22 protein-coding genes and 6 tRNA genes are annotated in these 25,781 nt (G+C 37.3%); 13 read left to right on the forward strand and 15 right to left on the reverse strand.

What is annotated here, in order from left to right; genetic code table 11:
• Positions 1-108: 108 nt before the first annotated feature.
• Entirely contained in the window at positions 109-930 is an 822-nt protein-coding gene (locus CXF79_RS09965; protein WP_101154822.1) for a class I SAM-dependent methyltransferase, read from the forward strand.
• A 74-nt stretch (positions 931-1,004) separates the two neighbouring features.
• On the opposite strand, the gene CXF79_RS09970 is transcribed toward CXF79_RS09965, so the two are convergent.
• The 5 genes from CXF79_RS09970 to CXF79_RS09985 all read right to left on the reverse strand — a co-directional run bounded on the left by CXF79_RS09970 (position 1,005) and on the right by CXF79_RS09985 (position 6,967).
• The gene (locus CXF79_RS09970; RefSeq protein ID WP_011044068.1) at positions 1,005-1,703 is read right to left on the reverse strand and encodes a response regulator; all 699 of its coding nucleotides are present in this window, start codon (positions 1,701-1,703) and stop codon (positions 1,005-1,007) included.
• Positions 1,704-1,736: 33 nt separating this feature from the next.
• Positions 1,737-3,281, reverse strand: a complete 1,545-nt coding sequence (locus CXF79_RS09975) for an ATP-binding protein (RefSeq protein ID WP_101154823.1) — start codon at positions 3,279-3,281, stop codon at positions 1,737-1,739.
• A gap of 101 nt (positions 3,282-3,382) precedes the next feature.
• Positions 3,383-3,538, reverse strand: a complete 156-nt coding sequence (locus CXF79_RS23380; protein WP_011044066.1) for a hypothetical protein — start codon at positions 3,536-3,538, stop codon at positions 3,383-3,385.
• A 76-nt stretch (positions 3,539-3,614) separates the two neighbouring features.
• Positions 3,615-5,120, reverse strand: a complete 1,506-nt coding sequence (locus tag CXF79_RS09980; RefSeq protein WP_101154824.1) for a cytochrome c peroxidase — start codon at positions 5,118-5,120, stop codon at positions 3,615-3,617.
• A 239-nt stretch (positions 5,121-5,359) separates the two neighbouring features.
• The gene (locus CXF79_RS09985; RefSeq protein ID WP_157825865.1) at positions 5,360-6,967 is read right to left on the reverse strand and encodes a methyl-accepting chemotaxis protein; all 1,608 of its coding nucleotides are present in this window, start codon (positions 6,965-6,967) and stop codon (positions 5,360-5,362) included.
• A gap of 719 nt (positions 6,968-7,686) precedes the next feature.
• Here CXF79_RS09985 and CXF79_RS09995 point away from each other — a divergent pair.
• The 4 genes from CXF79_RS09995 (at position 7,687) to CXF79_RS23505 (ending at position 11,680) form a co-directional block, all read left to right on the forward strand.
• The gene (locus CXF79_RS09995) at positions 7,687-8,532 is read left to right on the forward strand and encodes an AAA family ATPase (RefSeq protein WP_101154827.1); all 846 of its coding nucleotides are present in this window, start codon (positions 7,687-7,689) and stop codon (positions 8,530-8,532) included.
• Positions 8,533-8,559: 27 nt separating this feature from the next.
• Positions 8,560-9,732, forward strand: coding sequence for a vWA domain-containing protein (locus tag CXF79_RS10000; RefSeq protein WP_101154828.1), 1,173 nt, complete (start codon positions 8,560-8,562; stop codon positions 9,730-9,732).
• A gap of 465 nt (positions 9,733-10,197) precedes the next feature.
• A complete protein-coding gene (locus CXF79_RS10005) occupies positions 10,198-11,121 on the forward strand; it encodes a universal stress protein (RefSeq protein ID WP_101154829.1) in 924 nt (307 codons plus the stop codon).
• A gap of 391 nt (positions 11,122-11,512) precedes the next feature.
• Complete coding sequence (locus tag CXF79_RS23505) at positions 11,513-11,680, forward strand: hypothetical protein (protein WP_011044058.1); 168 nt, start codon at positions 11,513-11,515, stop codon at positions 11,678-11,680.
• Positions 11,681-11,790: 110 nt separating this feature from the next.
• Here CXF79_RS23505 and CXF79_RS23510 read toward each other — a convergent pair whose 3' ends face one another.
• Together CXF79_RS23510 and CXF79_RS10010 are read right to left on the reverse strand one after the other, a co-directional pair.
• Positions 11,791-11,961 carry a hypothetical protein gene (locus CXF79_RS23510; RefSeq protein WP_011044057.1) on the reverse strand — a complete coding sequence of 57 codons (171 nt, stop codon included), beginning with the start codon at positions 11,959-11,961 and terminating at the stop codon, positions 11,791-11,793.
• Between the two features lie 111 nt (positions 11,962-12,072).
• Positions 12,073-12,612: a M48 metallopeptidase family protein gene (locus tag CXF79_RS10010; RefSeq protein ID WP_101154830.1), complete on the reverse strand. Its 540-nt coding sequence runs from the start codon at positions 12,610-12,612 to the stop codon at positions 12,073-12,075.
• A 613-nt stretch (positions 12,613-13,225) separates the two neighbouring features.
• Here CXF79_RS10010 and CXF79_RS10020 point away from each other — a divergent pair.
• The 3 genes from CXF79_RS10020 to CXF79_RS10030 all read left to right on the forward strand — a co-directional run bounded on the left by CXF79_RS10020 (position 13,226) and on the right by CXF79_RS10030 (position 14,990).
• The gene (locus CXF79_RS10020) at positions 13,226-13,486 is read left to right on the forward strand and encodes a DUF2999 family protein (RefSeq protein ID WP_011044054.1); all 261 of its coding nucleotides are present in this window, start codon (positions 13,226-13,228) and stop codon (positions 13,484-13,486) included.
• A complete protein-coding gene (locus CXF79_RS10025; protein WP_101154831.1) occupies positions 13,486-13,854 on the forward strand; it encodes a HopJ type III effector protein in 369 nt (122 codons plus the stop codon). Before CXF79_RS10020 ends, CXF79_RS10025 begins: the two co-directional genes overlap by 1 nt.
• Before the next feature lie 146 nt (positions 13,855-14,000).
• A complete protein-coding gene (locus CXF79_RS10030; protein ID WP_157825866.1) occupies positions 14,001-14,990 on the forward strand; it encodes an NAD(P)H-quinone oxidoreductase in 990 nt (329 codons plus the stop codon).
• Between the two features lie 93 nt (positions 14,991-15,083).
• On the opposite strand, the gene CXF79_RS10035 is transcribed toward CXF79_RS10030, so the two are convergent.
• Together CXF79_RS10035 and CXF79_RS10040 are read right to left on the reverse strand one after the other, a co-directional pair.
• Positions 15,084-16,034, reverse strand: coding sequence for a DUF808 domain-containing protein (locus CXF79_RS10035; protein WP_101154833.1), 951 nt, complete (start codon positions 16,032-16,034; stop codon positions 15,084-15,086).
• Positions 16,035-16,270: 236 nt separating this feature from the next.
• Positions 16,271-16,459 carry a hypothetical protein gene (locus CXF79_RS10040; protein WP_101154834.1) on the reverse strand — a complete coding sequence of 63 codons (189 nt, stop codon included), beginning with the start codon at positions 16,457-16,459 and terminating at the stop codon, positions 16,271-16,273.
• A gap of 249 nt (positions 16,460-16,708) precedes the next feature.
• Here CXF79_RS10040 and CXF79_RS10045 point away from each other — a divergent pair, with 249 nt between their 5' ends.
• Positions 16,709-17,248, forward strand: a complete 540-nt coding sequence (locus CXF79_RS10045; protein ID WP_101154835.1) for a helix-turn-helix domain-containing protein — start codon at positions 16,709-16,711, stop codon at positions 17,246-17,248.
• 293 nt (positions 17,249-17,541) lie between these two features.
• Here CXF79_RS10045 and CXF79_RS10050 read toward each other — a convergent pair.
• From CXF79_RS10050 to CXF79_RS10075, 6 genes are all read right to left on the reverse strand, one after another.
• Positions 17,542-17,618 (reverse strand) — tRNA-Met (locus tag CXF79_RS10050).
• A gap of 133 nt (positions 17,619-17,751) precedes the next feature.
• Positions 17,752-17,828: transfer RNA gene (locus tag CXF79_RS10055), tRNA-Met, on the reverse strand.
• A 109-nt stretch (positions 17,829-17,937) separates the two neighbouring features.
• Positions 17,938-18,014 (reverse strand) — tRNA-Met (locus CXF79_RS10060).
• 111 nt (positions 18,015-18,125) lie between these two features.
• Positions 18,126-18,202 (reverse strand) — tRNA-Met (locus CXF79_RS10065).
• Positions 18,203-18,342: 140 nt separating this feature from the next.
• Positions 18,343-18,419 (reverse strand) — tRNA-Met (locus CXF79_RS10070).
• 298 nt (positions 18,420-18,717) lie between these two features.
• Positions 18,718-18,794, reverse strand: a tRNA-Met gene (locus tag CXF79_RS10075).
• A gap of 457 nt (positions 18,795-19,251) precedes the next feature.
• Here CXF79_RS10075 and rlmKL point away from each other — a divergent pair.
• From rlmKL to CXF79_RS10095, 4 genes are all read left to right on the forward strand, one after another.
• On the forward strand, positions 19,252-21,399 hold the full coding sequence (rlmKL, locus tag CXF79_RS10080; RefSeq protein WP_101154836.1) for a bifunctional 23S rRNA (guanine(2069)-N(7))-methyltransferase RlmK/23S rRNA (guanine(2445)-N(2))-methyltransferase RlmL: 2,148 nt from the start codon (positions 19,252-19,254) through the stop codon (positions 21,397-21,399).
• A gap of 37 nt (positions 21,400-21,436) precedes the next feature.
• Complete coding sequence (locus tag CXF79_RS10085) at positions 21,437-21,709, forward strand: glutaredoxin family protein (protein WP_101154837.1); 273 nt, start codon at positions 21,437-21,439, stop codon at positions 21,707-21,709.
• Positions 21,710-21,717: 8 nt separating this feature from the next.
• Positions 21,718-23,655, forward strand: coding sequence for an ATP-binding cassette ATPase Uup (gene uup / locus CXF79_RS10090; RefSeq protein WP_011044046.1), 1,938 nt, complete (start codon positions 21,718-21,720; stop codon positions 23,653-23,655).
• Positions 23,656-23,787: 132 nt separating this feature from the next.
• The gene (locus CXF79_RS10095; protein WP_101154838.1) at positions 23,788-25,629 is read left to right on the forward strand and encodes a DUF3466 family protein; all 1,842 of its coding nucleotides are present in this window, start codon (positions 23,788-23,790) and stop codon (positions 25,627-25,629) included.
• Positions 25,630-25,781: the final 152 nt, after the last annotated feature.

Below are 25,781 nucleotides of genomic sequence, written 5' to 3' on the forward strand. Positions count from 1 at the left end.
TTCAATAACGGACTTGGATTAGTTTATAATTTTTCTTAACTACCTGACATTATCATGTATAGTTTGTAGACAGCTATTTCACCTTATCTTTGAGTCAAGATTACCTATATGAAGCATATTCACAGTTATTACTCTCCAAACAATTTGTATAATAAAATAATTGAAGGTCTCAATAACCTAGGTAAAGATTTATCTTCAGTCACTCCTGATGACCTTCAGCCGGTTGATGAATTTCATATTCGTGGTGATATCGCCACTAAAGAGTTGATTGAACTTGGCAATTTTACGCCTGATATGCACATCCTGGATGTGGGCTGTGGTGTTGGCGGTTCAACACGTCGATTATCACATGAAACTGGTTGTCATGTTACGGGTATAGATTTAAGTGATGAATACATTGATGCCGCAGAAAGGTTGACACAATTACTGAACATGCAAGCCCGTGTTAAATTCAATGTTGGTAGTGCGCTTGAATTGCCCTATGCGGACAATACTTTTGATGGTGCTTGGTCAATCCAAATGAACATGAATGTTGAAGACAAGCTGGGTTGGTTAAAGGAAATGTATCGTGTACTTAAACCTGGTGCACGTGCTGTATTGTATGAGGTGTGTGGTCATGAAGAAAAAGCTATTTATTTTCCTGTGCCGTGGGCTCAAGACAATTCGATGAGCTTTTTGATACCGAAGGAAGCATTTCACGATTTAATTGCCTCCACTGGTTTTAAGATTGAAGTGTGGAACGATAAGTCTGATTTGGCACAAAAGGCCTTTGCACGAATGAGAGAACCTACAGGTGAGTCGACACTGCCAGAACTAGGTTTGCATATGCTCATTGGCAATGACATCAAAACCAAAGCTTATAACATGCGTCGTAATCTTGATGATGAACGCATTAGTTTGATCGAAATTTTAGCGATAAAGCCTAATTAGAAACAAAGAATAACTACCGCATCCAAATTGCTTAAAGGGGATGTTGAGCATGTGCTACTTATCCAACGTTCAGGTTAAGTAAGCACTAATTTATATCCTACGCTATAGACTGACTGCACTAGTTCGTTGTCTGATTCAATCGCATTCAGTTTTTTACGTAATTTTTTTATGTGACTATCTATGGTGCGCTCACTCACTACACGGTTGTCTTGATAAACCCTATCGATTAATTGTGATCTGGAATAAATACGGCCAGGCGCACTCGCCAAAATATTCAATAAATTGAATTCTATTGCGGTAAGTTCTACCGGGTGTTGATTGATTGTCGCTTGATAGTTGTCGGTGTTTAACTCTACCGTAGTCGTCTGTGATTGCTTAGCGATATTAGTGTTAATGCCAGTGGTTAGAGGCGGGTTGATGCGCCTGAGTATTGTTTTTACACGAGCAACTACTTCTCTGGGTGAAAAAGGTTTGCAAATATAATCATCAGCGCCTAATTCTAACCCTAATAATCTGTCTATTTCGTCAACGCGTGCGGTTACCATGATAATTGCTATGTTACTGAATTCTTGAATTTCTCGGCATATCGTTAACCCGTCTTTACCGGGCAGCATTAAGTCTAATAAAATCAAGTCAAAATGTTGATTTTTAACCGTTGAAACCACCTCTGTTCCCTCATGCATTATGGTGGTTTGGTAGCCAGCTTTAGCTAAGTAATCCGCTAATAATGACGCAATTTTTTCTTCATCTTCAACAATTAATATATGTGACATGTTAATTTTTAATCCTGATCATATCGTTGTCTGCTAAGTTATCAGAGGAAATGTACAACTGATTTCAAGGCCGCCTTGCTTGGCATGAGATGCTTTAATGCTTCCTTGGTGAGCAGACATTATTTTTTTACATAATGCTAAGCCTAACCCTGACCCCCCCGTTTTTCTATTTCTAGAGCTTTCAACGCGATATAAATGGTCAAATAATTTAGGTAGTGAGTTATCGGGCACACTAGGAAAACTATCACTAATAGTAAGTACCGCTTGAGAAGCTTCTTTGGTTAGTGAAAGATGAATAGTGCCCGGTGTTTGCGTGTACTTAACGCTATTATTGATTAAGTTGTCTATTAATTGGTTGATGCGGGTTTCATCGGCCCATATGATTACATCACTGCTAATGAGTTGTTGACTGATGGTAATGTTCAGCTCGCTTGCCTGCTGCTGATGACGCAGTAAATTGTGTTTAACAATGTCGGCTAAATTCAACTGCTCTTTTTGATAACGCATGGCGCCAATTTCGGCATTTGATAAAGCAGATAAATCATTAACGAGTTTATGTAGATGGTTAACTTCATCATTTAGTGAAGATAAACTTTTTAAATCTAAAGGTCTGATGCCATCTTCAATTGCTTCAATTTCTCCTTTAATAATGGCGATAGGTGTGCGTAACTCATGAGATATATTGGCTAACCAGGTATTACGAGAACTTTCATTTTGTTCTAAGGTTTTAGCTAAATCGTTAAAGTGTCGCGACAGTGATGCTAATTCATCATTACCGATCACATCGGTTTTTACTTTAAAGTTACCGTTGTTTAGTGAACGCATAGCCTGTTCTAAACGTTTAATGGGCCTAACAAAGTGACGTGATAAAGGGACAGCAATAACGATAATGATTAGGAAAAGTCCGAGAACAATATAAAGCAGGTTAGCATTAATTTGTGCAAGAAATGCTAAATCAAATTCATCAGTTAGTTTTGTTTTAGGCGGTAAGGCTAAATAGCCAATAAGATCTCCATTCAAGTGAATGGCCTGTAAGCTAAAGTCAGGTGTCATTCTCCCCAATATTAATTGTTTATCTGCATCGAGCAAACTTGGGTGTAACGCGCCTTGGTTTTGAGGAGGCCTTGGTTGACGGTCTTCGGGTCTTGAACTGCGCTGAAAATTTGAACGTGGCGGTGGTCTATTATGCTTAGGCATAAAATCATCGTTGGCCGCTAAATATTGCCTGACATCCGTTGGAAGTTTAACGCCGTCATGTGAAAGTTTTAATAGTTTCCGCCAAGTTTGGCTAGGTCTGAATTGATCGTTTTGTACGGGAGGAGATGAAAAACGTTCATGCTTTCTTGGAGGAGGGCGTCTGTTGTTATTACTTGCAGCCACTAAGGTTGTCCAACGTTGTTCTTGCTGATAAAAAGTGGCTAAGTTGTTTGATAAGAGCTGTAAACTTGCCAGTTCCTTTTTATTAACGTAATCCAACATGCCACGATCAAAGCTCCACTGCACCGCAATATAAATAATACTCAGCAATAATAAGCTAATAAATAACAGTGTCAGTATTAATTTAGTAAATATTTTCATGGCTCAAATCATAAGTATAGGGTCAGTTGTTATTGATGAATTTATAGTGCTGATATGTGCTTTATTTTTTATAAAGCCCGCACAATAAAGGATTCATCTGATTATCGATTTATGGATTCATCGTTTATAGATTTGTTGTTAAACGCTTCGTTCCATTGTTTCCTTAGTGCTAAATACTCTAGGTCATCACGGTTTAATTGCTTGGCCAGCACTCTTTCCATTAAGTAGTTAAAGCGCATTATTTTACGTAAGCTCATGTTATTCATCCTTAATTGTCATTTTAATTAATCCTTTAATTAACGATATAATAATGCTTTAGTGAATGTATTGGAACTACTCATCAGATAATGTTTCTAAAAAGGCCATTAAGTTATCAATTTCATTTTCTGTTAAATTCAGTTCACCAATGCGTCCACCTTGATCGACGTTTTGGTTAACTTCTGGCGCATCGGTAAAGGTTGTGTCCCGAGTATTATAAAAATTGATGACCTCTCTTAATGTGGTGAATACACCGTTGTGCATATAAGGGGCTGTGTGAGCGATATTGCGCAAGGTTGATACTCTAAATTGTCCATCGTTACGATCATTACCTGATTGTGCTCCTAAGCCTAAATCAATGAAGAGCGGATCCTCAATAAACGCAGGCAATAAAGGGTTGCTCGGTACACCAATATTTTTATAGCTGAAGTCTGAAAATATTTCAGAATTGTTGGTGTTATTGGTATTAGCTCCAACAGCGTTAGTGCCGTGGCAACGTTGACAATCACCTTTGTTGTTAAAAATATCTTGTCCTTGGCGTTCAGCGTTGGTGAAGACTGCCGTACCAGCTTGGACTTGGTCGAACTTGGAAGAAAAAGGAGAGAAAAGAGATGTTCTTTCAAAGGCGGCAATCGCATCAGCAACGTAATTATATGCGCGGTCTGTTTCTAGCAAAACGTCATCTCCAAATAATAATTCAAACTCAGTGGCGTAGGTACTTTGAGCGACTTTGCTAATCACCTCACTGGCACTGGCATTGCCCATTTCTACGGGATTAAGAAACGGTCCCTTTGCCTGTTCTTCTAATGAGGCTGCTCTACCATCTAAAAACAAGCCACCCATAAATCCTTGTGTTCCGCCAGGTACTGGGTTTTGCGGCGCGGGTATATGAGCGCTATAGCTTGCAGTTGGGGAGTTACGAGTACCAAAACTGCTGCCATCTGCGCCTACGGACGTTGGATTTGCCGTGTTAGGATCATCAAAACCAGTATTCAAATCGTGACAACTTGCACAGGACTGACCTATAGGACTTGATAAGTTAGTATCGTGATAGAGCAGGTTACCCAAATTGACTAACATGGCGGTATCAACAATGCTGCCATCAAGCAATGTCGTTGTTAGGCTTGGAGCCAGCACTTCAATTGATATCGTCGCAATATTTGAATTATCATCGCCGTCATTGGCTATGAAAGTGAAACTGTCACTGCCGATAAAATTGTTATTTGTGGTGTAAATGACGGTGTCATCATTTTGGCTAATAACACCATTTTCAGAGGAATTTTCAATCGTGTAAGTAAGCGGTGAACTTTCATTGTCTGTCGCTACTAAGGTTATAGTAATGGTCTCATTACTTTGTAGTGTTACGACATTATCAAAAGCGATAGGTGCTTGATTAATGCTATTGGCAGTTGGTTGAGTAATTTGAGTTACCACAGGTATTACTTCAGTAATACTGTCATTAGATGAATCATCTGAATTACAACCAGACAAGGTCAATGCCGATAGGGTGAGTACAGCGACGGAAAGTAACGTTGGATTTGCTGATTTTTTTGAGTTAAAAAATAAAGTGTTAATAAGCATGGCTAACTTCGCTATAAATAGAGTTAGCTATACGTTAACAGTGAAAAGTGTAAGCACTATGGAACAATTAAGGAAGAAATGTGCAAATGGAAAGTTAACTTAAGTGAGGTTAAGTTAATGATCAATGGTGTAGCCGTTACATGAATTAACTTAGCGTTTTACTGAGGTCAATTAGTCGTAAGGGACACTGAATAGTGATCAACATAGGTTGCTCACTATTCAGCATAACTCTTACTTTTTTATAACTTAAATTTTGTTAACTGGGTATTTAATTCATAAGCAAGTGACAATAGATGCTCGCTGATCTCTTTTCCACGAATAGCATCGTCACTCGATTTTTCAGCAACATTACTTATATTAACGACATTAATATTAATTTCATCAGCGGCTAAGTTCTGCTGCGTCGCGGCATCTGAAATTTGACAGTTAAGTTCGTCTAATTCCTGAATTTCAGCACTGATACTTGTCAATAAATCAGCAACATTAGCAACATCTTCAGCTTTTTCGCTGGCTTGTTGACTAACCACATTCATTGAATCAACAGCACCTTTTGCTCCAACTTGTAATCGACTCATTGTCACGTGTATTTGCTCAATTGATTCTCGAGTACGAGTTGCTAAAGAACGAACTTCATCGGCGACGACAGCAAAACCTCTACCTTGTTCGCCGGCTCTTGCCGCTTCTATCGCAGCATTTAACGCTAATAAATTTGTTTGCTCTGCAATGGCAGTAATGACTTCTAAGACACTGCCCACTTCATTGGTTTTATTACTCAAGTCGGTGATCATCGCTGTGTTTTCAACAACTTTATCTCTGAGATCATTAATGCCAACTCTCGCTTGTTCAACAAGAATTAATCCTTGTGAGGTCCTTTCATTTGCTGAAACTGATTTATCGGCTGCACTTTGCGTATTATGTTGTACTTCATTCGCAGAGGTATCTAACTCATTAATTGCAGCAGCGACAGAGTCGGTGCCATTCTTTTGCTCTAACACTGCTTCGAGTGTTAGCGAAGATATTTTATCAACTTCTTTCGCTGATTCAGTTAATTGCTCACTCGCTTGGGCAATTGACATGAAGCTAATTCTAAACTTACTCATCATGTCATTAAGCGCTATGCTTACTGAACCGAGCTCATCTTGATAATTAACTTTAATTTCTTTATTTAAATCGAGTTCTTCAGCAGCCGTTTTAATAGAGTTGCTTAGGCGTTTTAATCGGAAGAAAATTAACTTTCGCAGGGTAAGGCTTAACAAGGTAAAACAAATTAAGGTAATGACCAATTGTAAAATTGCAGCTTGGGTAATAGAGCTGGTGATTTCTTTATCTACGGTAGATAAGTCATAGGTAAGCTTCACTGCGCCCAATATTTCATTTTCACTCACCTGATGGCAAGTCAAACAATTGGTGCCGCGATAATCTGAACTTGCTTTGACCGGTATAATAAAGCTCATCATACGTTTGCCATCAAGTTCAAACTTTTTAAACGCTCTTTTACCCGCTAGACCTTCTCGTTCAAATGCACTTTTTGCACTCTGATCAGGGAAGCCTTCACCAAAAACTTTATTAACCGCTTGAGTACGTAGAATTCTTGCTTCTACAATATCATCTTGGCTGAGAATTTTATTTTGAATAAGTTGTCGATTAGCGATAGTGCCTGTGAGCATCATGGTATTGACCGAGTCAAAATAATTAAGTGCAAGGCTTTCAAGGTTTCGTTCAACAAAGTGCTCTGCCAGCACCTTTTCATCATGATGAAAAAAGAAAATCGTTGTACTTAAAAAAATAGCGCCAATTAAGGTGAGTGCTAAGTGAATTTTTTTAGCCAGTGACAGGTTTTTTAACATATTGACCGTTCCTACTATTACAATAAATAATTCCATTTATTGAACACTGCTCATCCTAAGCAAGTTCTAATCTATCTCGATTGTATATAGCTTAAACTATAAATATAACCACTACTTACAGATTACTTGATCTAGTCTGTCTTATTATTGTCAGTTTATTTTTCTGCTCGATATTAATCGTATTATCGCTATCAATTAAAGCATTCTGAAACATCTACCTTGATTGCTAACCAGTATATACCCAAGCCACTTGAAGATACGTGTTTCAGGACGCCAGAGCACTTCATCTTCAAGACGGCTCATTTTTTTAATGGTTATTCAGGAGAATATGCTCCTGCATTCTCTAAGAAGCTACATCCATGTAGCGCCCTTAAAAATAAAGGCAACGAAGAATATGAATTGCTCAGACGCCCATATAAGGTTGGTTTAGAAACGCTTTATCCTGCGTTATTGATTTCGATAAGGGAGTAACCATTATCATCAATCTATGCCTTGGCTAAAGACGTTTCTAATTCCAACTGAAGCCTGCATCTTCATGTAGTTTGGGTATATATTCTCTGCTTATTCCAACTATTTTTTAAATCCTGTGGAAAATTTTTACTAACAGGTTAAAGTTAGCGTCATATGAAGATATCTAGTGTCATTTTCTATTCGGTTAAATAAAATGGCATAGTTAATCAATACCTTAGTTTAATTTGTAAACAATAAGTGGGAAAAACATGAAATCATTTAATGGCACGGGTAACTATATTGCCTCTAAAGCACTGCAACTTGCTGTAAATGCGGCGATTACACTCGAACGACCTTTGCTAATTAAAGGTGAACCTGGGACAGGAAAAACGATGCTTGCTGAAGAGCTAGCGTTGAGTTTAGGCACGGAGTTAATCCCTTGGCATATCAAATCAACCACTAAAGCTCAGCAAGGGTTATATGAATATGATGCGGTATCACGTCTTAGGGATAGTCAGCTAGGCGATGAAAAAGTTCATGATATTAGTAATTACATAGTAAAAGGAAAACTGTGGCATGCCTTTACAGCGGATCAAAGACCGGTTTTATTAATTGATGAAATAGATAAAGCCGATATTGAATTTCCTAATGATCTGTTATTAGAACTCGATAAAATGGAGTTTTTTGTTTATGAAACCCAAGAGAAAGTTGTTGCTAAACAAAGACCCATTATTATTATCACCTCAAATAATGAGAAAGAGTTACCTGATGCCTTTTTGCGTCGTTGTTTCTTTCATTACATTAGTTTTCCTGAAGCAGAAGAAATGAAAGCGATTGTTGATGTGCATTTTCCTAACATCAAACAAAAACTGCTTGATGAAGCGTTAGCACTGTTTTTTGATCTTCGTGAAATACCGGGTCTTAAAAAGAAACCTTCAACGTCTGAATTAATTGATTGGTTAAAGTTACTTTTAGCTGAAGATATTGATATTGATGTTTTACAAGAAACTCGCACCAAAAAAGTGATCCCGCCTTTACATGGCGCTTTATTGAAAAACGAGCAAGATGTGCATTTGTTTGAAAAGCTCGCTTTTATGCATCGCTCTCATCGATAAATAAAATCACCAGAGGTCAAAAAGCATATGTTAATTGATTTTTTTTGCAAATTACGAGACTACAAAGTGCCTTGTACCATACGTGAATTATTAGACTTAATTCGCGTATTAGAGCAGCACGTAGTGTTTGCTAATATTGATGATTTTTATGTCGTTAGCCGCGCGGTTTTGGTAAAAGACGAAAGTTATTTTGATAAATTTGATCGCGCTTTTGCTGACTACTTTAAAGGCGTATCAACTATTGAACTTGATTTGTCGGCAATACCTGAAGATTGGTTAAAGAAACATTTTGAAAAAATGCTTTCTGATGAAGAAAAAGCAAAGATTTCTGCCATGGGCGGTTTAGATAAATTAATGGAAACCTTGGCTGAACGCTTAAAAGAACAGGAAAAACGCCATGAAGGAGGTAATAAGTGGATTGGCACTGGTGGTACATCGCCATTTGGTGCAAATGGTTACAATCCTGAAGGTGTAAGAGTGGGTCAAGAAAACTCTCGACATCGCCAAGCCGTAAAAGTATGGGATAAGCGTCAATATCGAAATCTAGATGATAACGTTGAAATTGGTACGCGAAACATCAAAGTTGCCCTGCGCAAACTTAGAAAATTTGCACGTACTGGTGCCAGTGATGTATTGGCACTTGATGATACGATATCTGCTACTGCGCGAAATGCGGGGTATCTTGATATTAAGATGAAACCTGAAAGACACAACGCTATTAAATTACTGATGTTTTTTGATGTTGGTGGTTCAATGGATGATCATATCAAGGTATGTGAACAACTGTTTTCAGCAGTGCATACAGAGTTTAAGCACTTAGAGTTCTTTTATTTTCATAATTGTGTTTATGAGCATGTATGGCGAGACAATAATCGTCGAATCAGCGAACCTGTTGATATACATAAAGTCATTCATACTTATGGTAGTGACTACAAGGTGATTTTTATCGGGGATGCGACTATGGGACCTTATGAAATCACTTATCCTGGCGGCAGTGTAGAACACTGGAATGAAGAGCCAGGCAGTGTGTGGATGAAAAGGTTATTAAGTCATTTTGATAAGAGTATTTGGTTAAACCCACAAGAGGAAAGACAGTGGTCTTATCATAGTTCCATCGATATTATGAGAAGCATTGTTGCTAATAAAATGTATCCTTTAACGGTTGAAGGGTTAACTCAAGGTATAAAGGCACTACTCTAAGTATTATAAAGTCTCGGCCCTACGATTTTAAGGAGATAACTAGGTGCATTGATATATGCCCTAGTTATTATCTTAAAGTTAAATAAATATCGCTTTGCGACATAGGGTGATCACAAAACACAACATTGCTCCGGTAAGTCCAATGAGAGCAGTGCCTATCAAAGAATTAACAATACTTGAAATACGATAAATTTATTTTAGCTAACCTTAGTTGATATCAAGTATTAATCATTGTTTTTTGTCAATAATCGCGCCATTGTTCATTGATATCTTTAGCTTTCTCTCTCCAGATAACTGATACATAATTTAGATCAACTTGTGTTCGGAATTAACCTAAATATATTGCTATAAGTATCTGATTCAACTAACTTTAAAATAAGAGATATCTTTATTGTTATTTTCTAAACTAATAAAGGTACTATTCAGATGATTGTTAATTAAATTATTGATACTTAAGGGAATGTTATGAAAGATATTACAAATATATTGGTGGTGATGGACGCTGCTAGTGACCACCAATCAGCGTTAGTGCAAGCAATTAACATTGCAGAGAAAACCTCAGCAAGTATCGAACTTTTTCTTGTGGTTTATAATAGCCAATTTGTTAGCCATTGGAACTTTAATCAAACGCAATTAGATGCTTTACAAAAAGAATATATAGCATCGAAATTACGGTGGTTAGAAACGTACGCTCTTGAAGTGAAATCCCTTGATATTGTCGTTAATATTGATGTCGTTTGGCATTCTGATGTCAGTTGTGCTGTTTTGGCTAAGATCGCCAGTAATGGCGCATCGATAGTAATAAAATCAACTAAGCAAGATTCAACAATTAACAGAATATTCTTCACGCCTGGTGATTGGCAATTATTAGAACACTGCCCAGTACCTTTATTACTAACTAAACACATTCGTGATTATTCATATCGTACTGTTATGGCTGCAGTTGATCCAGAAAGAACACATGATAAACCTGAAAAATTAGACGCCAAGATTCTCCAAGCGGAGTTGCTCATGGCTGAATTATTTGATAGCAAAGCTCACGTTTGCCACTGTTATCAGCCTATGGGCATAGAATTATGGCAAGGTATGAATGCTGTGGGTATGGACCACAGTTTAGCTAGTGGTGATTTTACTGATTACAGCGAGGCGATAAAATATCACCACAAAGTGGTATTTGATGAGTTACTTAGCCATTATATTTTTGATGAAAAGGTGACTCACTTAGTCGCGGGCTCACCTGAATTTGAATTACCTGAGTTGGTAAAATCGCACGAAGTTGATTTACTAGTGATGGGTATGGGCAATAACGGTAAATTTATTGGCAATACTATTGAAAAGATACTCGATAATGTTGATTGTGATATTTTATCCATTAGGTGTCCAAGTTAATTGAGGTTGAGGAGCATTGGGTTCAGATGAATTGCTAAAGTTAATTTTGGCGCAGAATCATAACTATTTCTTTACAGATAATTCGTTATGCTTTAGAGCTAATTTAGTATTTAATAAAATAAATGTTTACTTTATCAACAAAGCCCAGTATATTTCCCAACATCAATTAGCCTTCCTCATCTAATTGATGTTAATCCCCAGTGATTTTTTCGTGTTTTGTCTTTCCCTTTCACAGTCAGCCAACACCTTAATAAAAAGTTATTAAATTAAAGCTTTTTGCTGCATGAGATCCCGAGTCATTTTCGGTTAGTTCATCGTATTATTATCAATTATGTATATGCAGTTATGGGCTTTTTAATGTTGCGTTTTACGCAATTAAAGGAGTTATATTATGTCTTATACTTATCAAGGTAAGATTTACGCTATTGAAGCACCAGTAAAGTCTATTTCAATCAACAAATTAAATGTTGTTGTTAAAGATCAAGCCGGTTCTAAATTGTTTAAATTTAGCCAGTTGAATGAGTCTAAAGATTTTCTAGCTATGTTATATCAAGCATAACAAGCAGAAATCATAACCGTTAGTTTGACTATCGGTTAACCCAAAAAAAACCAGAATTACCTTAATAAGGTATTCTGGTTTTTTGCTTTTAACGCATTAGCCGCTTATAGCTAATCGACCTTATTAACAGTCACTTCTAGATATTTACTATTACCTGCATACCACTTTTGTACATAGATAGAGCCTAAAATTGGTGGCATGCCATCTTTAGGGATTTCTTTATAGCGAACACTGTTTTTGTTTTGTTTTTCGAGTTCAAATTTAATTTTAGTTTCAGACATCTTAGTTTTATATTCTTTGGTCGTAGCTCAGTTATTTATATAATACCAATTCCATTAAATTATTGTCCACTTGTCCTGGTTAAAATACTCACTCAGTTAGGGTCATTGGTATTAAGCGTAAATATCGCCAATTAACTCTACGTGAGTAAGGTAAATACGTAAGTCTAACTCTAATTGATGATAATCCGGCAACATGCTTTGGCATAGCTTGTAAAAGGCTTTGTTATGTTCTTTCTCTTTTAGATGAGCTAACTCATGAACGACTATCATAGCTAAGAAAGCCTCAGGGGCCTTTTTAAACAGGCTGCCTATGCGAATTTCATGTTTACTTTTTAGCTTATTACCTTGTACACGAGAGACATAGGTATGCAACCCTAAAGCATTATTAATGATATGAATTTTATCGTCATACTTTATCTGACTTAAAGGCGATGCTTTTTTCAAATACTGATTCTTGAGTGACATAACATAACCACGTAGGGCTTTGTCGTTACTTACCTCATGGGTCGTTGGGTATTTGTTTAATAAATATTTCTCTAAATTTTTTTGTTCGATCATTTGCTGAACTTGCAGTTGTATTTGTGCAGAATAAGCAGATAAATACTTTAATTTAGGGGATTTAAGCTCTGTATTTTCAAATTTTGATGACATAAATATAATAGATAGTTAGTAATGTTGGCGTTATATGAGCATCATTTATTGAAATATAAATTCAGTAATGGCTCAGTTATGGTGTATTTTGTCTGCGTCAATTCAGCGCTATTATACTTTTTCTTTTTCAATAGTGTAATGAATGAAGTTAGTTATACCAAGTCCATTAAGTTATTTTCCACTCAGCGAGAATTAAAAGGCTTAGAAGCAAGGCATTGATCGAAGAGAATGGTTATTCAGGAGAATATGCTCCTGCATTCTCTAATAAGCTGCATCCATGCAGCGTCCTTGTCAAAATCAATAACGCAGTATGTAAGCCTTTTAAACTCGCCCTTGGGAGCTTGTCAGAAAATCAATAACGGCACAAGTTTGTTCGATATAGAATGACTATGTCAGCAAAAACTTTATTTGTTATAGCTTCTCTGACATAGCTCTGAGGTGGGAATAAATTTAATGGAATTGGTATTAATTAGATTTTTGATTTATTAATGGGCTGCTGTCTGTAAAGTTCTTTATAATTTGATATTATAATCTGCATGACTCATAGGGCTATATTTATTAAAGCAGCCTGATTATTACTAACGCTAAACCTAATATTAAATAGAGACAATTAATGAACCCGATTATTCAAATTTTAAAAGAATTAAATATCAGTGATGAAAAAATTAGTGAGATGTTTCAGGCGCTGACTGAAAACCCTATGATGGCAATGGCATTCATTACACAACTTGGTATTCCACCAGAGAAATTACAAGCTATTATGAGCCTAGTCATGGCAGACCCTAGTCTTATTGAGCAAGCGGTTAATGAATTAGGTTTAGATTTCTCTAAAGTAGAGGAAGCAAAGGCTAGATTAAAAGCTGGTGATGCTTAATGAGCACTCAAGAAGTTAATATTACTCTAACTGATTTCATCAACCAATTAGATTCAAATGCGGAACAAGTAAGTTTTGAGCAAGTAATGCAAGTTATTAGTGAAAACTACAATTACTTACCTGCAACGTTTAATAACGGTGATTTACTTAATGAAGCTGGCACTAATGAAGGGTCATGCAAGATTTTTTATTTTGCCAAACTTAATGATTTATCAGAACAACAAACGTTAGCTTGTTTTGGCCGTTTCTATCGTGAAGACGTGGTAAATAATCCACAAGGAAATGACCACGGTAATATTCGTAACTTTATGCAAAGTGGTTGGAGCAAGGTTGAGTTCAACTCTGTTGCTTTAACGCCACTAACTTAACTTTCCCAAGTTAAGTTTATTAGGTAAAGATCATTAGATAAAGTGTATGAGTTTATGCACTTTATTAATTCTTACTTTTCTTAACACTTATTTAGCGTAACTCCTCTCTAGCTTCAACCAATAAAATCTAACGTAAGGTGATCTCTTTGAAATATATCCATGTTGATAACCAGCAATCATTAGTATTTAGTCAAACCGATATGCCTGAAATTACGGCTGATGAGTGCTTGATTAAAGTTCACGCTATAGGAATTAATCGAGCCGACTTATTACAGCGAGCGGGTAAATACCCAGCTCCAGCAGGCGAGTCATCAATCCTTGGTTTGGAAGTGTCGGGCGAAATTGTTCAATGTGGTGAGGCGGTTTCTGATAATAATTTAGCACAATCGTGGCAAGTAGGTGATAAAGTTTTCGGTTTAGTTGCCGGTGGTGGATACGCGCAATATGTCAAAGTAAAAGCAAGGCAATTGTTTTGTTTGCCTGAGCAATTTACTTTTGAGCAAGGAGCCGCTTGTGCTGAAGTGTTTTTAACCGCTTATCAAAGTTTATTTAGTATCGCGAAGTTAGCCAATAACAGTAACGTGCTTATACATGCAGGCGCGAGTGGTGTGGGCAGTGCTGCAATACAACTTGCGAGAGCGAAACAATGTTATGTTACGGTCACTGTGGGCAGTGAAGCTAAAGCCCTAGCTTGCCTAGCTCTTGGCGCTGATTGTGCAATAAATTATCAAAAAAATGATTTTGTTGCTTGGTCGAAAGAAAACGTATCAGCAGGCTACGATGTCATTATTGATGTTGTTAGTGGTGAGTATTTAGCTAAAAATATTAACGTCGCTGCACTTGATGGGCACATAGTTACTTTATCAATGTTAGGCGGGCGATATTGCTCGCAAGTTGACATAGCAAAGCTATTGGCAAAAAGATTAACGTTATCCGCTTCAACCCTGCGTAATCGCAGTGAGGACTATAAAGCTCAACTCGTTGATAATTTTAGCAGCGATTTTTATGCTGATTTAGTTAATGGTCAAATTAAACCTATCATTGATTCGATTTATCCATGGCAACAAGTCGAGCAGGCCCATGAGAAAATGGCGAAAAATAAGAATGTTGGTAAATTAGTTTTACTTGTTAACTGATTATTAGTCATAGTCATAGGCATAAAGCTAATAGCTAGTTAAGCATTCATCAATGATTAACTAGCCACTAATCTGATGGAATTTCTTAAGGTATTATTGCTCTGTTTTCTTCACTACTTTCATAATAGCTAAAGAGATAAACACCAGCAGCGCACCTAAAATAAATCCAACGAGCAAGTCGATTAATAGTGGGGTGATTACCACTAGCAGACCAGGAAGAACAGGCAGGTTACCAGCAAAATTCGTCGATGATTCAATAATATGATGAAAAGCAGGAACGCCATGAGTGATAAGTGAACCGCCGACTAGCCACATCGCGACGGTACCAGCAACAGCTAAAAATTTCATTAGTTTTGGCGCAAAAGAAATCATAAAATAACCTAAAGCACGTTTTGCCTTTGCCCAAAGGTTTACTGATTTATCTTTAATGAGTAACAAACCACCATCATCAATCTTTACAATACCAGCGACTAAGCCATAAACTCCAATTGTCATCAAAATAGCAATAAAAATTAGGACTGAAATTTGCGTGGTTATCGGCTTATCAGCCACAGTACCTAACGCAATAATGATTATTTCTGCTGAAAGGATGAAATCAGTGCGAATGGCGCCTTTGATTTTATCTTTTTCATAAAGGGTGATATCTATGGTTTCATCTTGGAGTGCGACAACATGCTTTTCGTGTTGCTCTCGGTGTTCTTCTTTATGGGAGAATTTATGCCATACCTTCTCAAAACCTTCATAACATAAATAAGCACCACCGAGCATTAGCAAAGGCATTATCACAATAGGTAGAAAGTAACTCAGCAATAAAGCAATGGGTACTAAAATAGCTTTATTAAGCATAGAGCCTTTAAAAACAGCCCAAACAACGGGTAACTCTCTGTCTGCTTTTAAGCCCCCTGATAGTTGCTCAGCATTTACTGCTAAGTCATCACCCAGAACTCCGGCGGTTTTTTTAGCAGCTACCTTTGATAATACTGCTACATCATCGAGCAGCATGGCAATATCATCTAATAGGGTTAGTAAACTTGCACCAGCCATAGAAATCCTTGTAAATTAAGTTTCGGTTAAATTAAGCGTGTAATTTAAATACTATATTTATCTTAACGTTATTTTTCAATGATAACCTCTAATGGATCGTATTGATTCTTATGTATTCTTTATCGATTATTAGGGGAGGGGATTTAGAGTAAGATGGATTCTCTGTTGAAGGGCATAAAAAAACCGATAAAAAGACTTTATCGGTTTTTACTCGTTATTTGGATTTAAGCGTTAGCTTAAACGCGCGCTTCTTTAGCTTCTAAAGTACACGCTTTTTCTTCAATGATTAAACCAGCTTCAACTGCGTCGATTGCGCGTTGGTCATGCTTGTTAGCAGGACAGCCACAAGTATGAGCGCTAACGTTATGTAAACGAGCTTGCTCTAAGTGCCATTGTGCTACTTTGATATGTTGATCAACATTCATATTATTCTCCAGGACAGTTTGATGAGTGAAATTACCAAGATTGATAAGATGGCTAGATTGTAATGAAAATTTCGACAGTGTCTAGTGGTGAACCACTAAAAATGACAGTAAATTAACAATATGTTTTAATAGTAGAATAAAGGTTGGCAATTTGTTGATATTTTGTAGTCCTAAACAGAACAGTCTGACTGACTTAATTTAGTCTTTCACATCGTGGTAAATCAATATGCAGAATTATGGAGATAACTAGTGAGCAACCCTATTAGTGAAGGTATCAAAAGGTTACGTGCTCAGCACAAACTAACGCAAACTAAGTTAGCTGATATGGCCGATATTCCACGAGCAACATTAGCTAATATGGAAAGTGAACAATCAAATCCAAGCATAACTTTGGTTGTTAAAGTAGCGCAAGCATTGGGTGTGTCAGTTGATGATTTAATAAGTCGGCAATCAGCACATGTTACCGAGGTTTGTCGTAAAGATATGCCCGTTACTCAATTAGATGATGGCAGGTTTTCTAGTACCCGAACGAGTCCTATTAGTACGCAAAAACTACAAGTTAATGATATTAGAATGAAGGCGAATTGTTATAGCAAAGGGGTGCCGCACCCAGAGGGTAGTCATGAGTTGTTTTTGTGTTTGGAAGGGACTGCTTGTGTTGAGGTACAAGGAGAAGAGTATATGGTGGAGGCTGGTAACTTAATTTATTTCCATGGTCATCTTCCTCACTGTTATGGCAATAAAAGCACAAAACCTGTAAATGCTGTTGTAGTGGTCTTTATGGCTTAGTTAGTCGAAGTCATTATGTTGGAGTTATTAAAAATAAAAATAAATAGAAAATAAAATTCTATTGAATTGATTTTGGATGTTGAGCATTAAATAGGCAGTATCAGTTTCCGGTAATTGATTAGTACCAGATAGATGTATTCAATTTATATTTTATATGGGAACAGATATTGAATATTTTGCAGGTGCCACTTTCTTTAATAAATAATGAAACAGGTAATGATCAGTTTTGGCAATTTATAAGTAACAGTTAGGTAGGTTATAACTTAGGAATTAGATAGAGGTTTTACAAAGATTGGTTGCGGGAGCCAGATTTGAACTGACGACCTTCGGGTTATGAGCCCGACGAGCTACCAGGCTGCTCCATCCCGCGTCCGAATGACCTACGATAAAGTAGGAAGCCAAGTTGTTTTAATTCAAACTTAAGAATTAGTTTTGAGAGCCCTTATCTGATGAAGAAGGAACTAAAAATCTACTTTTTATACTTATCTCTTTAAAAGACAAGTTGGTTGCGGGAGCCAGATTTGAACTGACGACCTTCGGGTTATGAGCCCGACGAGCTACCAGGCTGCTCCATCCCGCGTCCGAATGGTTTAAATTTTTACTATTGCTAGTAAATACTTAAACAAGCCAAGTTGTTTTAATTCAAACTCAAGAATTTATTTTTATACTTATCTCTTTAAAAGACAAGTTGGTTGCGGGAGCCAGATTTGAACTGACGACCTTCGGGTTATGAGCCCGACGAGCTACCAGGCTGCTCCATCCCGCGTCCGAATGGTTTAAATTTTTACTATTGCTAGTAAACACTTAAACAAGCCAAGTTGTTTTAATTCAAACTTAAGAATTTACTTTTTATACTTATCTCTTTAAGGAAACAAGTTGGTTGCGGGAGCCAGATTTGAACTGACGACCTTCGGGTTATGAGCCCGACGAGCTACCAGGCTGCTCCATCCCGCGTCCGAATGGTTTAAACATAACTATTGCTAGAGATACTTAAACAAGCCAATAATTGTTTTAATTCTATTATCAGAGAATTGGTTGCGGAAGCCAGATTTGATAACAAACATGACGACCTTCTCTTTATACTTGAGGAAAGTTGGTTGCGGGAGCCAGATTTGAACTGACGACCTTCGGGTTATGAGCCCGACGAGCTACCAGGCTGCTCCATCCCGCGTCCGAATGACCTACAATTAAGTAGGAAGCCAAGTTGTTTTAATTCAAACTTAAGAATTGCTTGCGGGAGCCAGATTTGATAACAAACATGACGACCTTCGGCTATTTATAATGAACAGCCCGACGAGGTTGAACTTTTAGGCTGCTCCATCCCGCGTCCGAATGGTTTAAATATTACTATTGCTAGTAAAACACTTAAACAAGCCAAGTTTTTTTAATTCAAACTCAAGAATTGGTTGTTGGAGCCCTTATCTTATGAAGAGGGAACTGACGACCATCTCTTTATACTTGAGGAAAGTTGGTTGCGGGAGCCAGATTTGAACTGACGACCTTCGGGTTATGAGCCCGACGAGCTACCAGGCTGCTCCATCCCGCGTCCGAATGACCTACAAAAGTAGGAAAGCCAAGTTTTTTTAATTCAAACTTAAGAATTGATTGCGGAAGCCAGATTTGATAACAAACATGACGACCTTCGGCTATTTATAATGAACAGCCCGACGAGGTTGAACTTTTAGGCTGCTCCATCCCGCGTCAGAATGATTCAAATGTTGCTATTGCTAGATATTACTTGAACAAGCCACAATATTTTACTTCTTATTGCGAGAAATTACTTCCAGAAAGGTTACTCCCTGAAAGCGATGCGTATAGTAAGGATAGAGCATCGATAAAGCAAGCGCTTTTATAAAAAAAAGACTGTTAGCATAAATGTTATTCGTTACGTGTGAAAATCAGGCACTTTCGGTCAGTTAAAGTTAACTTTTGTTTATGTGCTTTGCGTTTGTGTATATAATCGCGCCCATAGTTTACTCTGCTTCTTACTCCGGAAATTCACCATGAAAGAATCCACGCAACAATTTTTAGCTTTAACCTCTCCAGGTATTGAAGTTTTATTGTTTGATGAAATTAAAAGCCTCGGCGCATTTAACGTTATACAAAAACCAGAAGGCGTTTATTTTCAAGCTTCTTTAGCTTTGGGATATAAAATATCGCTTTGGACACGTCTTGCGACACGTATCATGCTTAAACTAGGTGAGGGTGAAGCGAAAGATAAAGATGAATTGTTCAAAGCCGCTAGTAGTATTAACTGGCCAGATATTTTTAAGTCGACTACTACCTTTGCTGTCGACTTTGTTGGTTACAGCGAAGAAATTCGAAATAGTCAGTTTGGTGGCTTAACGATTAAGGATGCGATAGTTGATCAGTTTAGAGATCAAGGCTTCGAACGCCCTAATGTTGATAAAAAAGCACCACAAATTAGTTTTCAGGCTCGTTTATTAAGAGATAATGTTACCATTTTTCTTGATTTTTCTGGCCGAGGTTTATTCCAACGTGGCTATCGCGAGCACAGTGGTGCAGCCCCGTTAAAAGAAAACTTAGCTGCAGCGTTAATAATACGTTCGGGTTGGTTAAATGATACCAGCAAGCCGTTGGTTGATCCTATGTGTGGTTCAGGCACTATTTTGATTGAAGCCGTTTCAATGGCAGCTAAGCAAGCACCTGCCATTAACCGACAATCGTGGGGCTTTGAGGCTTGGTTGTCTCATGATAATGCTGTTTGGCAAAAACAATTAACGCTCGCGATAGATAGCTCTGAAGAAAATATGTCGAACCTCAAAGTCAAAGTCTTTGGTATCGATATCGATGAGCGTGTATTGAGAACGGCACAACAAAATGCTCGTAATGCTCAGTTACACCAATATATTGAGTTCACCTGTAAAAACACCAATGATATGGATAATACCTTTGGGCAGCCGGGTACTATTTTATTTAACCCACCTTATGGTGAGCGTATTGGTGAATTACCTGAGTTAGTAGAAAACTTCGTTTTATTCGGTCAAAAACTTAAAATGCAGTTTAAAGATTGGCGTATTGCCATATTGACAGCGAATGTTGATTTGCTTTCTATGTTGAAACTGTCAAGTTTTAAGCGTTATAAATTTAAGAATGGTCCGTTAGATTGTCAATTAGCTTTATATAACCTTGATGCAAAGCAAGGGGCAAAAGATGCGATAAATCCACAATCTGATTTTGCCGAAGAAGATAGTGCGTTTGCTAACCGTTTAAAGAAAAATCGTAAAAATTTAAAAGGCTGGTTGAAATCAAATGAGATTGAAGCCTACCGTTTATATGATGGTGATATTCCAGAGTATAATGTTGCGATTGATATTTATGGCGAATATTTAGTTATACAAGAATACGCCGCGCCAAAAACTATTGAAGAAGATAAGGCCAAAAAACGTCTGCAAGAAGTTATTTATTGGGCACCTAAGGTATTAAATATACCAACAGATAAAGTTATTTTGAAAACCCGTGCTAAGCAGAGGGGCGCCAATCAATATGAACGATTAGAAAAGACGAAACAATCGCTTACTATCAATGAACATGGTGCATTGTTTAAGATTAACTTATGGGATTACCTCGATACGGGTTTGTTTTTAGATCACCGAAAAACGCGTCAAATAGTAGCGAAAAAATCTCAAGGTAAATCATTACTTAATTTATTTGCCTATACGGGTTCAGTGTCAGTACAAGCAGCAGTGCAAGGCGCAGCATCGATTACAACCGTTGATATGTCTAATACCTATCTAAATTGGGCAGAAGATAACTTTGCCTTAAATAAGCTGAACGGTCATAAATACCAATTCATTCAAGCAGATTGTTTAGATTGGTTGAAAAAGAATGTTAACAAGTTTGATGTAATCTTTATTGACCCGCCAACATTTTCTAATTCAAAGCGTATGGAAGATAGCTTTGATGTGCAACGAGATCATGTTGACTTAATTACAGATGCTTTGAAATCACTTAATAGAGGCGGTGAAATATTTTTCACTAATAACAAACGCAACTTTAAGATAGATTTTGAAGCGTTAGCTGAACTGGGCTTAACTGCAGAAGCAATGTCTGATGTGACGCGTGATAAAGATTTCGCCCGAAATAAGCATATTCATAATAGCTGGTCTATTAAGCGCACGGCGACATAAGTAGGCATATTTAGACAAAGGTAAGTAGTTAATCATAATGACTAAGTATAATTTGTATGGCAGCGAAGGCTGCCATTTATGTGAACAAGCGTTGGCCATTTGTTTAACGGTATTGACTGTTGAGCAGTTAACGCAAGTTGATATTATTGAACAAGAAAGTGTTGACCATGAAACGGAAACACTGGTCGAGTTGTATGGTGTACACATTCCCGTACTCGAAAAATTAGAACAAAATAGCAGTGAAAATACTAAGCTGTTTTGGCCATTTACCCAAGCGCAAGTAACGCAATTAGTTAACAGTAACGCATAAGAAGAATTATGGAATTATTAAGAATAGCCAATGGTGAGCTTGCCTTCGGCGAAGATAAGATTTTAAATAAAGCAGATTTAAGTGTACAAACTGGCGAGCGTATCTGTTTAGTAGGGCGTAATGGCGCAGGTAAGTCTACTTTAATGAAGATATTAATGGACTTACAAGGTTTAGACGATGGTCAAATTTTAAAGTCTAGTACCATGAAAATGTCAATGCTAGAACAAGATCCACCAGAATCGTCTGATATCTCTGTGTTTGATTATGTTGCTGAAGGGGTGAAAGAAAACGCCGAACTTATCCGTCGTTATCACGCTTTAATTCACTTGATTGGCGAAGATCCAAGTGATAAAAACCTTAACAAGTTAGCAAATGTGCAAGAAGAGCTTGAAAAAGCTAATGCTTGGTTAGACGAACAGCGCATTGATCAAGCCATGACAACGTTATCATTGGATGCAGATGCAAAAATTTGCGATCTATCTGGTGGTTGGTTACGTAAAGTTGCGTTGGCTAAAGCACTTGTTACCAGCCCTGATATATTGTTACTCGATGAGCCAACTAACCATTTAGATATTGAAAGCGTGTTATGGCTAGAGCAATTCTTAAAAGATTTTGCCGGTACTATTATTTTTATCAGCCATGATAGGGCGTTTATCCGTGGTTTATCTACTCGTATTTTAGATTTAGATCGCGGTAAATTAAAAAGTTATCCGGGTGATTACGATTTGTATATCGAGCAAAAACAGCATGATTTACAAGTTGAAGATCAACAAAATGCGCTATTTGATAAAAAATTAGCGGAAGAAGAAGTATGGATCCGTCAAGGGGTTAAAGCCCGTCGTACCCGTAATGAAGGCCGAGTTCGCTCATTAGAAAAACTTCGTCTTGAGCGTACAGCTCGTCGCGATGTGCGTAATCAAAGCACCATGAATATTACGCAGGGTGATCGCTCTGGCAAACTAGTCTTTGAAGCGGAAGATGTCAAAGTAGCCTTTGGTGATAATGTAGTGATTGAAAACCTCAACCTACTTATTACCCGTAATGACCGATTAGCGTTAATTGGTGCTAACGGTACGGGCAAGTCAACTTTAATTAAACTCATCATGGAAAAGCAAGCTGCTACAAGTGGTAAAATGCGCTCAGGTGTTAATTTAGATATTGCTTATTTTGATCAGCATCGTGAAGCCCTTGATTTAAATCTAACAGTACAAGAAATTGTCGGTGAAGGTAAACAAGAAGTTGTAGTGAATGGCCGTTCTCGCCACGTATTAGGTTACCTACAAGATTTCTTATTTAGCCCTAAAAGAGCACGTACACCAGTAAGAGCTTTATCAGGTGGAGAGAAAAACCGATTATTACTTGCTCGACTCTTTTTACGCCCGAGTAACTTGCTTATTCTCGATGAGCCGACCAACGACCTTGATATTGAAACATTAGAATTGCTAGAAGAAGTTGTTGCAAATTATGCTGGAACCGTTATTTTAGTGAGCCATGATCGCGATTTTGTTAATAACTGTGTGAATACTTGTTTGTATTTTGACGGTACCGGACAGATAAATCAGATTGTTGGCGGTTACGATGATGTGGATGATTACCTCGCTTTAAAAAAGACACAACGCCAAAGCATGGCTGAAGGTGTACAACAAAAAAGTAATCAAGAAAAGCAGACTAAAAGTAGTGTTACTTCTGCAGCAAATAACGTTTTGGCAGAGCCTGAAGCTAAGAAGAAAAAGCTATCGTTTAAAGACGCTCGTGAGCTTGAAATGCTGCCTGGAAAAATTGATGAATTAGAAAGTTTGATTGATTCACTGCAGGCACAAGTTAATGATGCTGACTTTTTTAGCCAAGATGAGAAAATAACACAAAAAGTTTTGAACCAGCTGGCAGAAAGTGAGTCAAATCTTGAAGTCGTTTATGCCAGATGGCAAGAACTCGATGATGAATAACAAATAAATACTTTGAAATGGTAAGTCTTCGTTTTAAAGTATTGCCTTAATGTAGACCTTAAATAACCATGTTTAACTTGTTTTGTTAAAAGATAAGTTAAACAGAACAACCTTAAAGAGTAAGCAAGTAGTATGAAGCAATTTGCAAAAAATATATTGGTGTTAGGAGTTACTAGTGCGTTAAGCCTGAGTTTCCTTAATTTCAGCCACGCTGCTACTTATGAAGTAGTCGACAAAGGTAATGCAGAAAACCTTGAGTATACTTACGGCAAGAAACAAAATAACCAAGGGGTTATGGCCGTTGCTGGTACTAATATTTATAATTTCCCAGTGCAGTTTGAACACTTAAGTGAAACTGACTTTAATAGTATAAGAAGCTTTGCTTTGCAATTTCATGACTACCAATTTGGTTTGGATGAAATTGAAGATTTTGATGCGTTGAAGGCTGGAAATCCAACAGCTAATGACTTAGCTTGGACCAAGTTATTCCTACAAGACAGAAACTCATCGTCGCAAAACCCAAATTTTGAATATCAAATTGTTGGTGATACTGTGGCTATGACTAATCTAGGTGATAGCAGTCAAAGTAGTGAAATACGAATATTTGATACTGGTTTTGACGGTACATACAGTGCAGGAAACGTAATTACCCGTTCAACAATTGATGTTATTGAAGGTGTCACCGATAGTAATATAGCTTTTGGTACGGCAACGGCGCCTTATTTAGCAATGCCGGAGTTCACTGATAGTTCTGGTAATCTTCATACTCATTGGGTCAGAGAACACGGACAGCGAGGATTCTTTTCTCCTGATAATGGCTTGACCATTTATCCAGTTCTTCCTATTGAAACTCGATATGGTGGTGGTATCTCAGCTGTTTTTGATATGAATGAAAATGGCAGTGCTGTTGGTTATAGTAGTTATAAATTGAGTGAACTTAGAGAAGAATATGTACTTGATGAAGACGGTGGTTGTGCCGACCCTGGTGTTGTAGATGATATTCCTTATGAAATTTGTGTACAAAAAGTTCAAAGTGGTATGTATTACATCCAAGCATTTAAGGCAACATTATCGGCTGATAACCTTGTAGAAACAGAGCAATTAGGTTTGTTAGTTACTCCTCATGTCGATGATAATAGAGCTTTTTCTAGCCAAGCGCTTGCGGTTAATAATAACGGCGTCGCAGTCGGCTATGCCCATGGTTGGGATGCTAATGATGTTACTACTCCTACTTCAACTCAGGCTTTGAGCGGTTCTTATGCGGTAATATTCAAAGAAGATGAATTGGGTAATAAAGTTGTGTTTGATTTTAATCAACTGCATTATAGATTTAATACCAACTCAGTCTTTTCATTTTCTAGAGCATTAGATATTAATGATAATGGTTTAGCTGTTGGTTATACCCATGAGATTAGTACTTCTGTTAAAAAGTTTTTTTATGTTGATACCACGGTTCCTGAAAGTGAAATGGAGCTGATCACGCCAAAAGATTTCTTCACGACCTCGAAGAGTACTGCTTTTGCAGTAAATTCAACCGGTATTATTGTTGGTGAAGCAGAAATAGAAAGCCATAATGATAGTACAAATAATCCTCGCCGTACTGCTGGTTTTTTGTATGATACTTCAAATGATGCACCTGTAATGACAGATTTGAACACACTACTAGAATGTAATTCAGAATATAATGTACTGAATGCCAGTGACATTAATGATGAGGGATTAATATCTGCTACTGCTGTTATTAAGTCCGATAGCTATGATGCAAAAGGTGAGTTAAGACTTGATGCAAGCGGAAATGCAATAAGGATTGATGTAGTAAGAGCAGTATTACTTAAGCCTATTACTGGCGGTGTGATTGATGATTGTAGTGAGGTTGAAGAGAAAGTAGAAAGACAAGGAGCAAGTATTGGCGGTATTGCCATATTAGCCTTGTTTAGTTTATTGGGTCTTCGTCGTAGAATATTTAATAAATAATTTTTCAAAGAGTAAATTTAATTGCTTAATTATTGATAGTTAAGCATAAAAAAAAGCACCGGTGAGTGCTTTTTTTATATCCGAAATTTGGCACTAAAATTCATTGTATTTCGATTGTTTTGAACTATGCTTAATGAAATTGGGCAATATCT

It is taken from the genome of Colwellia sp. Bg11-28 (assembly GCF_002836245.1).
Lineage (GTDB): Bacteria > Pseudomonadota > Gammaproteobacteria > Enterobacterales > Alteromonadaceae > Colwellia > Colwellia psychrerythraea_A.

Coding starts and splice junctions, on each gene's coding strand:
- CXF79_RS10000 (WP_101154828.1), top strand. CDS start 8,560: ATGTTAATTGATTTTTTTTGCAAATTACGAGACTACAAAGTGCCTTGT.
- CXF79_RS09995 (WP_101154827.1), top strand. CDS start 7,687: ATGAAATCATTTAATGGCACGGGTAACTATATTGCCTCTAAAGCACTG.
- CXF79_RS10040 (WP_101154834.1), bottom strand. CDS start 16,459: ATGAATGTTGATCAACATATCAAAGTAGCACAATGGCACTTAGAGCAA.
- CXF79_RS10085 (WP_101154837.1), top strand. CDS start 21,437: ATGACTAAGTATAATTTGTATGGCAGCGAAGGCTGCCATTTATGTGAA.
- CXF79_RS23380 (WP_011044066.1), bottom strand. CDS start 3,538: ATGAGCTTACGTAAAATAATGCGCTTTAACTACTTAATGGAAAGAGTG.
- CXF79_RS10095 (WP_101154838.1), top strand. CDS start 23,788: ATGAAGCAATTTGCAAAAAATATATTGGTGTTAGGAGTTACTAGTGCG.
- CXF79_RS10020 (WP_011044054.1), top strand. CDS start 13,226: ATGAACCCGATTATTCAAATTTTAAAAGAATTAAATATCAGTGATGAA.
- uup (WP_011044046.1), top strand. CDS start 21,718: ATGGAATTATTAAGAATAGCCAATGGTGAGCTTGCCTTCGGCGAAGAT.
- CXF79_RS23510 (WP_011044057.1), bottom strand. CDS start 11,961: ATGTCTGAAACTAAAATTAAATTTGAACTCGAAAAACAAAACAAAAAC.
- CXF79_RS10025 (WP_101154831.1), top strand. CDS start 13,486: ATGAGCACTCAAGAAGTTAATATTACTCTAACTGATTTCATCAACCAA.
- CXF79_RS09985 (WP_157825865.1), bottom strand. CDS start 6,967: ATGTTAAAAAACCTGTCACTGGCTAAAAAAATTCACTTAGCACTCACC.
- CXF79_RS09970 (WP_011044068.1), bottom strand. CDS start 1,703: ATGTCACATATATTAATTGTTGAAGATGAAGAAAAAATTGCGTCATTA.
- CXF79_RS10010 (WP_101154830.1), bottom strand. CDS start 12,612: ATGTCATCAAAATTTGAAAATACAGAGCTTAAATCCCCTAAATTAAAG.
- CXF79_RS09965 (WP_101154822.1), top strand. CDS start 109: ATGAAGCATATTCACAGTTATTACTCTCCAAACAATTTGTATAATAAA.
- CXF79_RS09980 (WP_101154824.1), bottom strand. CDS start 5,120: ATGCTTATTAACACTTTATTTTTTAACTCAAAAAAATCAGCAAATCCA.
- CXF79_RS23505 (WP_011044058.1), top strand. CDS start 11,513: ATGTCTTATACTTATCAAGGTAAGATTTACGCTATTGAAGCACCAGTA.
- CXF79_RS10005 (WP_101154829.1), top strand. CDS start 10,198: ATGAAAGATATTACAAATATATTGGTGGTGATGGACGCTGCTAGTGAC.
- rlmKL (WP_101154836.1), top strand. CDS start 19,252: ATGAAAGAATCCACGCAACAATTTTTAGCTTTAACCTCTCCAGGTATT.
- CXF79_RS09975 (WP_101154823.1), bottom strand. CDS start 3,281: ATGAAAATATTTACTAAATTAATACTGACACTGTTATTTATTAGCTTA.
- CXF79_RS10035 (WP_101154833.1), bottom strand. CDS start 16,034: ATGGCTGGTGCAAGTTTACTAACCCTATTAGATGATATTGCCATGCTG.